Here is a 13,079-nt window from a genome sequence, read left to right as displayed (position 1 = left end):
CCGGCCAGTGTAGAGGCAGACGACCCCGGCGGCGGGAGTCAGCTCTCCTCGCCGGCCTCCGTGCCGTCGCCCTCGTCGGCGACGCGCCAGACGCCGCCCTGGCGCTCGCGCTCGAGCTCCGCGCGGGCCTCGGCCTTGGCGTCCATCCGCTCGAAGTAGTCCTCGCGACGCTCGTTGCGGGTCTTGCGCCGGTTGTCCTCGAGGCGGAGGTCCGTTCCGCGGGGCGCGGTGATGAGCTCGGCCGTCGAGGTGAGGGTCGGCTCCCAGTCGAAGACGACGCCGTCGCCGGGGCCGATGACGACGGTGGAGCCGGCGACCGCTCCGGCCGAGAAGAGGCCGTTCTCGACTCCGAGCTTGGCCAGGCGGTCGGCGAGGAAGCCGACGGCCTCGTCGTTCGTGAAGTCGGTCTGCGCCACCCATCGCACGGGCTTGGTGCCCAGGACCCGATAGACGTTGCCGTACGAGCCGCCCTCGACGCGGATCTCGAAGTCCTTCTCGTCCACGGCGCGGGGGCGGATGGTGATGCGCTCCACCCGCGGCACAGCGGCGAGCTCGAGGCGGTGCTTCTCGACGATCTCGGCGAGGGCGAACGTCAGCTGGCGGAGTCCCGAGTGGCTGACCGTCGAGATCTCGAAGACGCGGTAGCCGCGGCCCTCGAGGTCGGCCCGGACGAAGTCGGCCAGCTCCTGGGCCTCGGGCACGTCGACCTTGTTGAGCGCGATCAGCTGCGGGCGCTCGATCAGCGGCACCTGTCCGTCGCCGACGGGGTACGCCGCCAGCTCCCCGAGGATGATGTCGAGGTCGGTCAGCGGGTCGCGGCCGGGCTCGAGCGTGGCGCAGTCGAGCACGTGGACGAGCGCGGTGCAGCGCTCGACGTGGCGGAGGAACTCCAGGCCCAGGCCCTTGCCCTCGCTCGCGCCCTCGATGAGACCGGGCACGTCGGCGACGGTGAACCGCGACTCCCCCGCCTGCACGACGCCGAGGTTGGGCGCGAGGGTCGTGAACGGGTAGTCCGCGATCTTCGGCTTGGCCGCCGAGATCGCCGCGACGAGGCTCGACTTGCCCGCCGAGGGGAACCCGACGAGCGCGACGTCCGCGACGGTCTTCAGCTCGAGGACGACGTCGCCCTCCCAGCCCGGCGTGCCGAGCAGCGCGAAGCCGGGCGCCTTGCGCTTCGTGGTGGCGAGCGAGGCGTTGCCGAGCCCGCCCTGCCCGCCGGGAGCGATGACGAACCGGAGGCCGGGCTCGTCCATGTCGATCAGCTGGTCGCCGTCCGGCGACTTGACGACCGTGCCGACCGGGACGGGGAGCTCCATGAGCTCGCCGTTCCCGCCCGCACGGTGGTCGCCCATGCCGGGACCGCCGTTCTCGGAGCTGCGGTGCGGGTGGCGGTGGTAGGCGAGCAGCGTCGTCGTCTGCGGGTCGGCGACGAGGACGATGTCGCCCCCGTGCCCGCCGTTGCCGCCGTCGGGGCCGGCGAGCGGCTTGAACTTCTCGCGCCGGACGGAGACGCAGCCGTTGCCGCCGTGGCCGGCACGCAGATGCAGCGTGACGTTGTCGACGAAGGTGACCATGGTGTGAATCCGTCCGTGAGTGCGTGCGGCGCCGGGATGCCGGCGCCGGGGGGCTGTGCCCCGGTAAACGCGCAAGGGGCGAGCCGAAGCCCGCCCCTTGCGTCCTGTGCCTGTGCGGCCGAGGAGGTCGACCCTACTGGGCGGCCGCCACGATGTTGACGACCTTGCGGCCGCCCTTGCTGCCGAACTCGACAGCGCCCGCCGAGAGGGCGAACAGGGTGTCGTCGCCACCGCGTCCGACGTTCGCGCCGGGGTGGAAGTGGGTGCCGCGCTGGCGGACGATGATCTCGCCCGCGTTCACGACCTGGCCGCCGAAGCGCTTGACGCCGAGACGCTGCGCGTTCGAGTCGCGACCGTTGCGAGTGGAGCTCGCGCCCTTCTTGTGTGCCATTTCTCATCTCCTCGAGACCGGGGGGCCGCAGCCCCGTGCTGTTGCCCTGCAGGGCGATGGCTCGCTCCGCAGGTCAGCTCAATTCCTTTGCAGGACTACTTGATGCCAGTGACCTTGACGCGCGTGAGGTCCTGACGGTGCCCCTGGCGCTTCTTGTAACCGGTCTTGTTCTTGAACTTCTGGATGATGATCTTCGGACCACGGAGGTCCTCGAGCACCTCGGCGGTGACGGTGACGCCCGCGAGGGTCGCCGCGTCCGAGGTGATCGACTCACCGTCGACGAGCAGCACGGCAGGAAGCTGCACGGTGCCGTTCTCGTCGGCCTTGACGCGGTCCATCGTCACGATGGTGCCGACCTCGACCTTCTCCTGCCGACCGCCGGCGCGCACAACTGCGTAAACCACTTCTCGTACCTGTTTCTCGTCTGGACGGAGCGGAGGCCTCGTCCGGGGCTTGTAGGGACGGGGCTGAGCCCCGGTCTTCCGGTTCGTACCCGTCTCCTCACGACACGAGGGAACCGGCACCGCGGCCCGCGCCCCGTGAGGGGCGGAGCGACAACGGAAATCTGCGTGAGCACATGGATCGCGCCACACCAACGGTCAAGAGTACGGGATCCGCGCTCCACGGTCAAACGCACACGACTGCGAAGCCGTGTCCACCCGACCGGCGACCCCGTCACGATAGTCGAGGAGGAGGCACGTGGACGGACGGCGCGCCGCCTACGATCGGGGAATGGCCATCCTCGTCGACGCCGCGCGCTGGCCGGCGCACGGCCGGCTGTGGGCGCACCTCGTGAGCGACGTCTCGCTCGAGGAGCTCCACGACTTCGCGCGCCGTCTCGGCGTGCCCGAGCGCGGCTTCGACCTGGACCACTACGACGTGTCCGACGAGCGGATCGACGAGCTCGTCGCCGCGGGCGCGGTCCCCGTCGGCGCGCGGGAGCTGGTCGAGCGGCTGAGGCGGAGCGGGCTCCGCGTCCGCGGGCGCGACCGGGACGCCGAGAGGGCCCGGCGCCGGCTCTCGCCGGGCACCGGGCCCTCCTGATACCGGGTCGCGCTACTGGTCGGCGCGGCGCGGGGTCTGCTCGGGGATGACCGCGACTCCGGTGAGCGCGGCCGTCGTGACGCGACGGCTCTTCGCACGGCCCTGGCCGGGCTGCTTCGGGGCCGGCAGAGCGTCGAGCACGGAGTCGAGCAGGTGCTCGGCGACCTCGCTGCGGACGCGGCGCGGAGGCGTGACCGGCGCGATCGGGATGTCGAGGATCGGCGCGGCAGCGGCCGGCTCGATCTCCTTCTCGACCGGGGTCTCGACGGGAGCCGGCTCGACGGGAGCCGGCTCGACGGCCTCCTGGCGCGGCTCGCGGTCGCGGCTGCGACGACGGCGCTCGCCCCGGGCGGGACGCTCGCCGCGACGGCTCGGCGCGGACGGCTGCTCCTCGGGTGCCGTGGCGGACTCCTCCGGCGCCATGGCCTCGACGGTCTCGGCGGCGTCCTCGACCAGCGCGGCCGCCTCCTCCGCCGCCTGGCGCACGGCCTGGGGGTGGATGGTGCTGGCGGCGATCTGCGCGAGCGCGTTCTTCGCGTCGTCCGTGATGGCGTGGGTGCTGACCGGCTTGGTCGCCGGCGCGCCCTGCCCGTTCTGCCCGCCGTTCGAGCGCCCGGAGGCGGCGGGCTGCTGCTCGCCGCCCTTGCCCCGGCGGCGCTGCTCCTGCTGCGGAGCGGCGGTCGACCGGTGCTTGAGCACGGGGTCGTGGTGGACGATGACGCCGCGTCCGGCGCAGATCTCGCAGTTCTCGCTGAAGGTCTCGAGCAGTCCCAGGCCCAGCTTCTTGCGGGTCATCTGCACGAGGCCGAGCGAGGTGACCTCGGCGACCTGGTGCTTCGTCCGGTCGCGGCTCAGGCACTCGACCAGGCGGCGGAGCACGAGGTCGCGGTTGGACTCGAGCACCATGTCGATGAAGTCGACGACGATGATGCCGCCGATGTCGCGCAGGCGCAGCTGGCGGACGATCTCCTCGGCCGCCTCCAGGTTGTTCTTCGTGACCGTCTCCTCGAGGTTCCCGCCCGAGCCGACGAACTTGCCGGTGTTGACGTCGACCACCGTCATCGCCTCGGTGCGGTCGATCACGAGCGAGCCGCCGCTGGGCAGCCACACCTTGCGCTCCAGCGCCTTCTCGATCTGCTCCGTGATGCGGAACTCGTCGAACGCGTCCTTCTCACCCGTGTAGACCTCGACGCGCTCGAGCAGATCGGGTGCGACCTGACTGAGGTAGAGCTCGATGGTCTCGCGGGCGTCGTCGCCGGCGATGACCATCTTCTCGAAGTCCTCGTTGAAGACGTCGCGGACGATCTTGATCAGCAGGTCCGGCTCGCTGTGCAGGAGAGCGGGAGCCTGCCCGGTCGCGGCCTTCGCGCTGAGAGCCGTCCACTGCGCGGTCAGGCGCTCGACGTCGACGGTCAGCTGCTCCTCCGTGGCGCCCTCGGCCGCGGTCCGGACGATGACGCCCACGTTCTCGGGCAGCACCTCCTTGAGGATCTTCTTCAGGCGGGCGCGCTCGGTGTCCGGGAGCTTCCGCGAGATGCCGTTCATCGAGCCGTTGGGCACGTAGACGAGGTAGCGGCCGGGGAGCGAGATCTGGCTCGTGAGACGGGCGCCCTTGTGGCCGACGGGGTCCTTCGTGACCTGGACGAGGACCCGGTCGCCGGGCTTGAGCGCGAGCTCGATCCGGCGGGGGCCGCCGGCGTTGTTCGCGGCGTCCCAGTCGACCTCGCCGGAGTAGAGCACGGCGTTGCGCCCGCGTCCGATGTCGACGAAGGCGGCCTCCATGCTCGGGAGGACGTTCTGCACGCGGCCGAGGTAGACGTTGCCGATGAGCGACGCCTCCTGCGAGCGGGCGACGTAGTGCTCGGCGAGGACGCCGTCCTCGAGCACGCCGATGCGGATGCTGTCCTCCTTCGAGCGGACGACCATGACGCGGTCGACGGCCTCCCGGCGGGCGAGGAACTCGGACTCGGTGACGACCGTGCGGCGCCGGCCGGCGTCGCGGCCGTCGCGGCGGCGCTGCTTCTTGGCCTCGAGGCGGGTCGAGCCCTTGATGCGCTGCGGCTCGGTGATGAGCTCGGGCTCGCGGGCCTCGCGCTGCTCGCGCGGCTGGCGGACCCGGACGACGGTGTTCTCGGGGTCGTCGGAGCCGGACCTCTCGCTCTCGCCGCTGCGGCGGCGCGAGCGGCGGCGGACGGAGCCCTGCTCCTCGGCCGGGCTCTCGCGCTCGTCCTGGACGCCCAGCGGCGCACCGCGGGGAGGCAGCGGAGCCAGCTCGACGTAGTCGGGCAGGACCGGCGCCTGAAACAGCAGCGACGGGCTCGGCAGTGCGGGCCGTCGCGGCTCCTCCTGGTCGGCGCCCGGGGTCTGCGGGAGGGCGTTGAAGAACACCGCGCCCGTCGACGTCGACGGCTCGGCCGCCTCCGCGGCGCTCCCGGTCTCGGGCAGCTCGGTGCCCTCGGCTCCGGTCTGGTCGGTCTCGTTGCTGTCGATGATCGTCTCCCCTGTCGCTGGCGCGCTCGACTCGGTCCGCCGGCTCGCCCGGCGGCCACCGAAGAGGCGGCTGATCTTCCTGGCCCCGCTGCGGGGCCCGTCGCGGTCCGGATCGGATCCGCTCGTACTGTTGTCTTCCACCATTCCTGGTGCACTCCTCGGCCGGGTCGTCCGCCGCGTCGTCTTCCCGGATGCTTCTCTCGTGCGAGGGGCCTCGGCCCGCCGCGAATCCTTCCGCTCCCCCGGTCCCGTCGCGCTCGTGGCGCGGGACTCCGGTTGCAGCTGCACTCTCGGAACTGACTATCCGACACGCGCTCCTCCGCGGTGCGACCTGCGGTCGACTCCCGGCGGAGCGGAGATCCGGCGCGTCCATTCGCGGAACGCTGTCGATCTCCTGTGGCCCGGTGCTCGCCCGGTAAACCTTCTTCGCGTCGATGCGGGGTCCCCCGGACCGACGGCTCCGATTATCGCACGCATTCCCAGAGGCGCCGATCCGGCGCGTGCCATAATCCCCCGGTGTCCAGCGATCCCGGGGTGCGCGACGCCCCCATGCAGCAGCGCCCCGTCCTCTTCGCCGTCCTGCTGATCGTCCTCGGCGTGATCGGCTGGACCGCCGCCTTCGCCCTCACGAACGACAAGTTCGCCGCTCTCGAGAACCCCGATGCGGGCCTCGGCTGCGACTTCAGCCTGCTCGTGCAGTGCAGTGCGAACCTGAACTCGGCGCAGGGCGCGGTCTTCGGCTTCCCGAACCCCCTCATCGGCCTGGCGGCCTGGATCGCGCCGATCGTGGTGGGGCTGGGCCTGCTCGCGGGCGCCCGGTTCGACCGGTGGTTCTGGGCGGCCTTCAACGTCGGCTTCCTGCTGGCCCTGGTGTTCGTGGGCTGGCTCATCGCGACGAGCGTCTTCGCGCTCGGAACGCTCTGCCCCTGGTGCATGCTCACCTGGGCCGTCGTCATCCCGGGCTTCTGGCTGGTGACGCTCCGCAACCTCCGTGAGGGCGTGTTCCCCGTCCGCGCCGGGGTGCGCCGCTTCGCCGGTGCCGCCTACGGCTGGGTCCCGTTCATCACGCTGCTCTGCTACCTGCTGATCGCGGTGATCGCGCAGGTGAGGCTGAACGTGCTCGCCTACCTCTGACGGACGTCGTCAGAGGCAGGCGGCCGAGCGGCTCAGGCGAACCAGAGGCCGAGCTCGCGCGCGGCCGACTCCTCGGAGTCGGACCCGTGCACGAGGTTCTGCTGGACCTTGAGGCCCCAGTCGCGGCCGAGGTCGCCGCGGATGGTGCCGGGAGCGGCCGTGGTCGGGTCGGTGGTGCCGGCGAGGGCGCGGAAGCCCTCGATCACGCGGTCGCCCGCGATGCGCAGGGCGATGATCGGGCCGCTCTCCATGAACTCGACGAGCGGCTCGTAGAAGGGCTTGCCCTCGTGCTCGGCGTAGTGGGCGGCGAGCAGCTCGCGGTCGGCCTCGACGAGCTTCACGTCGACGAGGGAGTAGCCCTTCGCCTCGATGCGGCGGAGGATCTCGCCGGTGAGGTTGCGGGCGACGCCGTCGGGCTTGACGAGGACGAGGGTCTCCTGGGTGGCCATGGTTCAGCGGTCTCCTTCGGTGGGGTCGGTGGGCTCCGCCGCCCGGCGCGTCTGAGCGTCGAGGCGGGTGCCGGTCACCATGCAGTATGTCCACAGCGCCACGAAGGCGGCGCCTATCACGTACATGATCGGGACCAGCAGGCCCGAGGCCACGATAACGAACTGGAGCACCCACCCGATGCGGAAGCCGACCGGCCGGTTCAGCAGGCCCAGAGTGGCGACGAGCGCGAGGCAGACCACCGCTCCCCCGACCAGCACGACCACGGGGTCGGCCGCCTTCAGCCCGAAGGCCACCAGGGTGGCGAGGAAGACGATGACCGCCTCGAAGCCGAGCACGATCGAGCCGAGGCTCTCCCGGACGGTCCGCGAGCGCCGCGGGCGTCCGGCCCTCACGCGCCCAGCCAGTTCTCGTCGCGGGCCGCGGTGATCGTGCGGCCGACGAGGGTGATCGAGCCCGTGACCAGCAGGGCGCCCTTGTCGGTGCGCGCCGCGAGGACGCGACCGGCCGTGAGAGCACCCAGCGGGTCGTCGGCGACGCGGACCGCCTCCTCCGGGAACACGGTGCGGGCGAGCGCGGCGAGCTCCTCGGCGGGCATCGCCCGATCGCTCGGCGCCGTGGTCACGATCAGCTCGTCCACCACGGGGCGGAGCTCCCGGAGGATCCCCTCGGCGTCCTTCTCGGCCAGCACGCCGAGGACGGCCGTCACGCGGTCGAAGTCGAAGTAGCGGCCGAGAGCGGCGGCGAGGGACGCGGCCCCGTGCGGGTTGTGCGCCGCGTCGACGACGGTGCGCGGAGCGAGTCCGACGAGCTGCAGGCGGCCCGGGGAGGTCGCGGCGGCGAAGCCCTCGTCGAGGACGTCGCCGGTGAGCTCCTGCGTCCCGCCTCCCAGGAACGTCTCGACCGCGGCGACGGCCACGGCGGCGTTCTCGGCCTGGTGGTCGCCGAAGAACGGCAGCAGCAGCTGCTCGTACATGGTGACGAGTCCCCGGACGGTGACGACCTGGCCGCCGACGGCGACGGTCGTCGACTCGACGTCGAACTCCGCCCCCTCGACGACGATCGTCGACTCGGTGGCCTCGGCCGCGTGCCGCAGCACCGCCTCCGCCTCCGGGACCTGCCTCGCGGAGACCACCGAGGCGAGCGGCTTGACGATGCCCGACTTGGTGCGCGCGATCTCCTCGATCGTCGAGCCGAGGCGGTCGGTGTGGTCGAGGGCGATCGGCGTGAAGACGGCGACCTGCGCGTCGGCGACGTTCGTCGAGTCCCACTCGCCGCCCATCCCCACCTCGACGACGGCCACATCGACCGGCGCGTCGGCGAAGGCCGCGTAGGCCAGGACGGTGATCGCCTCGAAGAAGGACAGCGGCGCCTCGCCCTGCTCGGCCAGCTCGGCGTCGGTCATCCGCAGGTACGGCTCGACGTCCTGCCAGTTGTCGGCGAGGCTCCGGTCCGAGATCGGCTCTCCGTCGATGACGATGCGCTCGTTGAAGCGCTCGAGGTGCGGACTGGTGAACAGGCCCACCCGCAGCCCGTGGGCGCGCAGCAGGCTCTCGATCATCCGGCTGGTCGAGGTCTTGCCGTTGGTTCCGGCGATCTGGATCACCGGGTAGGCGCGCTGCGGGTCGCCGAGGATCTCGACGGCGCGCCGGGTCGGAGCGAGGCGCGGGCGGACGCTCGCCTCGCCCAGGCGCTCCAGCAGCGCGGCGTAGACGGCGTCGGCGGCCGCGCGGTCGGCGTCGTCCGGCTCGAACGGATCAGACATCGGCGGCCTCGACCTTCTCGACGCGGATGATGGCGGTGCCCGCGGGGCCGAAGGCGATCGCGCCCTCGCCGCCCTCGAGAGCCGTGGTGAGCGGAGTGAACGCGCATCCGGTCGCGAGGGTCTCCTCCGCGATCCAGAGCGCGTGCGGCTCGAGCGCCTGCAGGCTCGGCTCGTCGAGCACGACCTCCAGGACGATCCGGTCGCTGACCTCGAACCCGGCCGCCTTGCGGGCGTCCTGCACCGCGCGGATGAGGTCGCGGGCGAGCCCCTCCGCTTCGAGCTCGGGGGTGGTCGCCGTGTCGAGGAGCACGAAGCCCCCGCGCGGGAGCAGGGCGATGGCGCGGTCGTCGCCGGCCGAGCCGCCGACCTCGAGCGTGAGCTCGTACTCGCCCTCGACCAGCTCGACGCCGCCGGCGGTGACGACGCCGTCCGTCTCGCTCCAGTCGCCGGCCTTGGCGGCCCTGATCACGGTCTGCACGCCCTTGCCGAGCCGGGGCCCGGCGGCGCGCGCGTTGACCGCGAGACGGGACGTGACGCCGTAGTCGGCGGCGCTGGAGTCGACCAGCGGCACCAGCGACACCTCCTTCACGTTCAGCTCGTCGCGGAGGATCGCCTCGAACGGCGCGAGCTCGGCGGCGTCGGCGACCACCACGGTCAGGCGCGCGAGCGGCAGGCGGACGCGGAGCCCGGCCTGCTTGCGGAGGGAGAGCGCGGTGGACGAGATGCCGCGGACCGCGTCCATCGCGTGCACGAGCGCCGGGTCGGCGGGGAACTCGTCCGCCTCCGGCCAGTCGGTGAGGTGGACGCTGCGGCCGCCGGTCAGGCCCTGCCAGATCTGCTCCGTGACGAGAGGCAGGAGCGGGGCGGCGACGCGGCACACGGTCTCGAGGACCGTGTAGAGCGTGTCGAACGCCTCCGATCCGCGGCCGTCCTCGTCGACGCCCTGCCAGAAGCGGTCGCGGGAGCGGCGCACGTACCAGTTCGTGAGCACGTCGCTGAAGTCGCGGAGCGCGGCGGCCGCGAGCGTGGAGTCCAGCGCCTCGAGCCGGCCGGTCACGGTCTCGACCAGATCGCGGGTCTTGGCCAGCAGGTAGCGGTCGAGGACGTCCTCGGAGCCGGTGCGCCTGGTCGCCTCGTAGCCGCCGCCCGCCGAGGCGTTCGCGTAGAGGGAGAAGAAGTACCAGGTGCTCCACAGCGGCAGCAGTACCTGGCGGACGCCCTCGCGGATGCCCTCCTCCGTCACGACGAGGTTGCCGCCCCGGAGGACCGGGCTCGACATCAGGAACCAGCGCATGGCGTCGGAGCCGTCGCGGTCGAAGACCTCGGCCACGTCCGGGTAGTTGCGCAGCGACTTGGACATCTTCTGCCCGTCGTTGCCCAGCACGATGCCGTGGCTGACCACGTTGCGGAACGCCGGGCGGTCGAAGAGCGCGGTGGAGAGCACGTGCAGCGTGTAGAACCAGCCGCGCGTCTGCCCGATGTACTCGACGATGAAGTCCGCCGGGTTGTGGGTGTCGAACCAGTCCGCGTTCTCGAACGGGTAGTGCACCTGGGCGAAGGGCATCGATCCGGAGTCGAACCAGACGTCGAGGACGTCGCTGATCCGGCGCATCGTCGAGCGCCCGGTCGGGTCGTCGGGGTTCGGGCGGGTCAGCTCGTCGATGAACGGCCGGTGCAGGTCGTCCGGGCGCACGCCGAAGTCGCGCTCCAGCTCGTCCAGCGAGCCGTAGACGTCGATCCGCGGGTACTCCGGGTCGTCGCTCTTCCACACCGGGATCGGCGAGCCGAAGTAGCGGTTGCGGCTGATGGACCAGTCGCGCGCGCCCGAGAGCCACTTGCCGAACTGGCCGTCCTTGACGTTCTCGGGGACCCAGGTGATCTCCTGGTTGAGCTCCTCCATGCGGTCGCGGATCGCGGTGACGCGGACGAACCAGCTCGAGACCGCCTTGTAGATCAGCGGATTGCGGCAGCGCCAGCAGTGCGGGTACGAGTGCTCGTAGCTCGCCTGGCGGAGCAGCCGGTGGCCCGCGCGCAGGAGCTGCGTGAGGGGCTTGTTCGCGTCGAAGACCTGGAGGCCGGCGACCTCGCTGATCTGCGGCAGGAAGCGGCCGCCGTCGTCGACCGAGATGATGACGGGGATGCCCGCCGCCTCGCAGACCTTCTGGTCGTCCTCGCCGTAGGCGGGCGCCTGGTGCACGATGCCGGTGCCCTCGCTGGTGGTCACGTAGTCGGCGACGAGGATGCGCCACGCGTTCTGCGTGCCCCAGGCCTCGGTGTCCGCGTAGTGGTCCCAGAGGCGGTCGTAGCTGATCCCCTCGAGCTCGGAGCCCCGGTGGGTGCGCGAGACGGCGGCCAGGGCCGACTCCGCGTCCGGATAGCCGAGGTCCTTCGCGTAGGCGCCGACCTGGTCGATGGCGAGCAGGTACTCGGCCGAGAGCTCGCGCTCCTCGGGCTCGCCCCTGCCGTCGGCCGCGCCGTTCGGGCCGGCGGGGACGACCGCGTACTCGATGTCGGGCCCGACGGCGAGCGCGAGGTTCGTCGGCAGCGTCCACGGCGTCGTCGTCCACGCGAGAGCGCGGACCGCCGTCAGCTGGAGCGCCTCCGCCGTCTCGCCGACCAGCGGGAAGGTGACGGTGACCGTCTGGTCCTGGCGCATCTTGTAGACGTCGTCGTCCATCCGCAGCTCGTGGTTCGAGAGCGGCGTCTGGTCGCGCCAGCAGTACGGCAGCACGCGGTGGCCCTCGTAGGCGAGGCCCTTGTCGTAGAGCTGCTTGAACGCCCAGATCACCGACTCCATGAAGGTGGGGTCGAGCGTCTTGTAGTCGTCGTCGAAGTCGACCCAGCGCGCCTGGCGGGTGACGTAGTCCTGCCACTCCCCGGTGTAGCGCAGCACCGACTCCTTCGCGGCGGCGTTGAAGGCCGCGACGCCCATCTCCTCGATCTGGGACTTGTCGGTGATGCCGAGCTGCCGCTCCGCCTCGAGCTCGGCGGGCAGGCCGTGGGTGTCCCAGCCGAAGCGGCGGTGCACCTGCCGTCCGCGCATGGTCTCGAAGCGGGGGAAGACGTCCTTGGCGTAGCCGGTGAGGAGGTGCCCGTAGTGCGGCAGGCCGTTGGCGAACGGCGGGCCGTCGTAGAAGACCCACTCCGGCGCTCCCTCGCGCTGCCGGATCGACTCCTGGAAGGTGTCGTCCGCCTTCCAGTACGCGAGCACGCGCTCCTCGATCTCGGGGAAGCGCGGCGACGGGGACACGCCCCGGCCGAACGCGGAGCCCTCGGCGGGCTCGGCTCCGTGCGGGGTGGGCGGGGTCAGGGGGTAGGTCACGTGCGGTCTCCTGGCAGTGCTGCTGGTCTGCACGAGGACGGCCCGCCCGGATCTCAGACCCCGGGCCGGGTCGCGGTACCACCTCGCTTGGACCGGTCGGCCGGTCGCTCCCGGAGGAGTGCCCGCTGACGCGTTCCCACTCGATCGGCTGTCACGGGCCGCACCCGTCCGGGTCTACTGGGCGCAGGCCGGAGCCGGCGCCGTTCTTCCGGAGACTCACCGGTGATGGCCGGGTCGAAGTCGTCCGGCGCTATCCTAGCGCGTCGGGGGAAGCGGAGCAGGAGCGGTTCATGGTGCGAGGAGTGCAGCGCGGACGACCCCGCGCGTCGTCGCGCTCCATGCTCGAGGACGCCGCACTGGACCTCTTCGTCGAGCAGAGCTACGCGGGCACGACGATCGAGCAGATCGCCCAGCGGGCGGGGGTCTCGCGCAACACCTTCTTCAACTACTTCGAGTCCAAGAGCGACGTCTTCTGGGTGCTGGTCGACGACCGGCTGGCCGAGCTCCCGGAGGCGCTGGCCGAGACGGCGGCAGAGGCGCCGGTGATGGACGCGCTCGGCGACGCGCTGCTCGCGATCGGCTCCGGCTTCGGACCCGCGACGGTGCCGTGGGTGCTCACCCAGTCCGAGATGATCGGCAGCGTCCACGAGCTGCAGGCGTCGGCCCTCGGCCGCCTCGCCCGGCAGGCGGCCGTGATCGCCCGCTTCGTGGAGGAGCGGAGCGCGCGCACGCTGCCCTCGCACCTCTCGCGCGCCATCGCCTACGCGAGCGTCGGAGCCGCGGTGGCGGCCGTGCAGGCGTGGGCCGCGGCGGGCCCCACCCGCGGCGAGCTCGTGCCCTATCTCGACGAGGCGCTCGCGCCCGTCCGCGCCGGCTTCACCCCCGTCGTCGACTGACCCGGCTCCCGCCGCT

The 13,079-nt window shown here is 71.9% G+C and carries 11 protein-coding genes; 3 read left to right on the top strand and 8 right to left on the bottom strand.

The genetic code is table 11. The features are described 5' to 3' along the window. Positions 1–38 precede the first annotated feature (38 nt). The 3 genes from obgE to rplU all read right to left on the bottom strand — a co-directional run bounded on the left by obgE (position 39) and on the right by rplU (position 2,369). The gene (gene obgE / locus C5C56_RS06685) at positions 39–1,574 is read right to left on the bottom strand and encodes a GTPase ObgE (RefSeq protein ID WP_104223681.1); all 1,536 of its coding nucleotides are present in this window, start codon (positions 1,572–1,574) and stop codon (positions 39–41) included. Between the two features lie 133 nt (positions 1,575–1,707). Further along, the gene (gene rpmA / locus C5C56_RS06680; protein WP_068209107.1) at positions 1,708–1,965 is read right to left on the bottom strand and encodes a 50S ribosomal protein L27; all 258 of its coding nucleotides are present in this window, start codon (positions 1,963–1,965) and stop codon (positions 1,708–1,710) included. A 95-nt stretch (positions 1,966–2,060) separates the two neighbouring features. Further along, on the bottom strand, positions 2,061–2,369 hold the full coding sequence (gene rplU / locus C5C56_RS06675) for a 50S ribosomal protein L21 (protein WP_104223682.1): 309 nt from the start codon (positions 2,367–2,369) through the stop codon (positions 2,061–2,063). A 328-nt stretch (positions 2,370–2,697) separates the two neighbouring features. Between rplU and C5C56_RS06670 the strand changes: the two genes are divergently transcribed. Further along, positions 2,698–3,009: a DUF4031 domain-containing protein gene (locus C5C56_RS06670; protein WP_104288250.1), complete on the top strand. Its 312-nt coding sequence runs from the start codon at positions 2,698–2,700 to the stop codon at positions 3,007–3,009. A gap of 12 nt (positions 3,010–3,021) precedes the next feature. Here the strand turns inward: C5C56_RS06670 and C5C56_RS06665 are convergent, their stop codons facing one another. After that, complete coding sequence (locus C5C56_RS06665) at positions 3,022–5,643, bottom strand: Rne/Rng family ribonuclease (protein ID WP_104319278.1); 2,622 nt, start codon at positions 5,641–5,643, stop codon at positions 3,022–3,024. A 372-nt stretch (positions 5,644–6,015) separates the two neighbouring features. Here C5C56_RS06665 and C5C56_RS06660 point away from each other — a divergent pair, with 372 nt between their 5' ends. Next, positions 6,016–6,633 carry a vitamin K epoxide reductase family protein gene (locus C5C56_RS06660; RefSeq protein ID WP_374953285.1) on the top strand — a complete coding sequence of 206 codons (618 nt, stop codon included), beginning with the start codon at positions 6,016–6,018 and terminating at the stop codon, positions 6,631–6,633. A gap of 32 nt (positions 6,634–6,665) precedes the next feature. Here the strand turns inward: C5C56_RS06660 and ndk are convergent, their stop codons facing one another. The 4 genes from ndk to ileS are packed head-to-tail and all read right to left on the bottom strand — an operon-like array spanning position 6,666 to position 12,167. Next, positions 6,666–7,082: a nucleoside-diphosphate kinase gene (gene ndk, locus C5C56_RS06655; protein ID WP_104267223.1), complete on the bottom strand. Its 417-nt coding sequence runs from the start codon at positions 7,080–7,082 to the stop codon at positions 6,666–6,668. Positions 7,083–7,085: 3 nt separating this feature from the next. Next, positions 7,086–7,475, bottom strand: coding sequence for a DUF4233 domain-containing protein (locus C5C56_RS06650; RefSeq protein WP_104262805.1), 390 nt, complete (start codon positions 7,473–7,475; stop codon positions 7,086–7,088). Continuing rightward, complete coding sequence (locus C5C56_RS06645) at positions 7,472–8,845, bottom strand: folylpolyglutamate synthase/dihydrofolate synthase family protein (protein WP_104319277.1); 1,374 nt, start codon at positions 8,843–8,845, stop codon at positions 7,472–7,474. The genes C5C56_RS06650 and C5C56_RS06645 overlap by 4 nt, the downstream gene beginning before the upstream one ends. Then, positions 8,838–12,167: an isoleucine--tRNA ligase gene (ileS, locus tag C5C56_RS06640; protein ID WP_374954269.1), complete on the bottom strand. Its 3,330-nt coding sequence runs from the start codon at positions 12,165–12,167 to the stop codon at positions 8,838–8,840. Before ileS ends, C5C56_RS06645 begins: the two co-directional genes overlap by 8 nt. 290 nt (positions 12,168–12,457) lie before the next feature. Here ileS and C5C56_RS06635 point away from each other — a divergent pair, with 290 nt between their 5' ends. Further along, the gene (locus C5C56_RS06635) at positions 12,458–13,063 is read left to right on the top strand and encodes a TetR/AcrR family transcriptional regulator (RefSeq protein WP_104319276.1); all 606 of its coding nucleotides are present in this window, start codon (positions 12,458–12,460) and stop codon (positions 13,061–13,063) included. The last annotated feature ends 16 nt before the right edge of the window (positions 13,064–13,079 follow it).

The sequence above is a fragment of the Rathayibacter sp. AY1D1 genome (assembly GCF_002932635.1).
GTDB lineage: Bacteria > Actinomycetota > Actinomycetes > Actinomycetales > Microbacteriaceae > Rathayibacter.
This window is presented reverse-complemented; position numbering and strand designations above follow the sequence as displayed.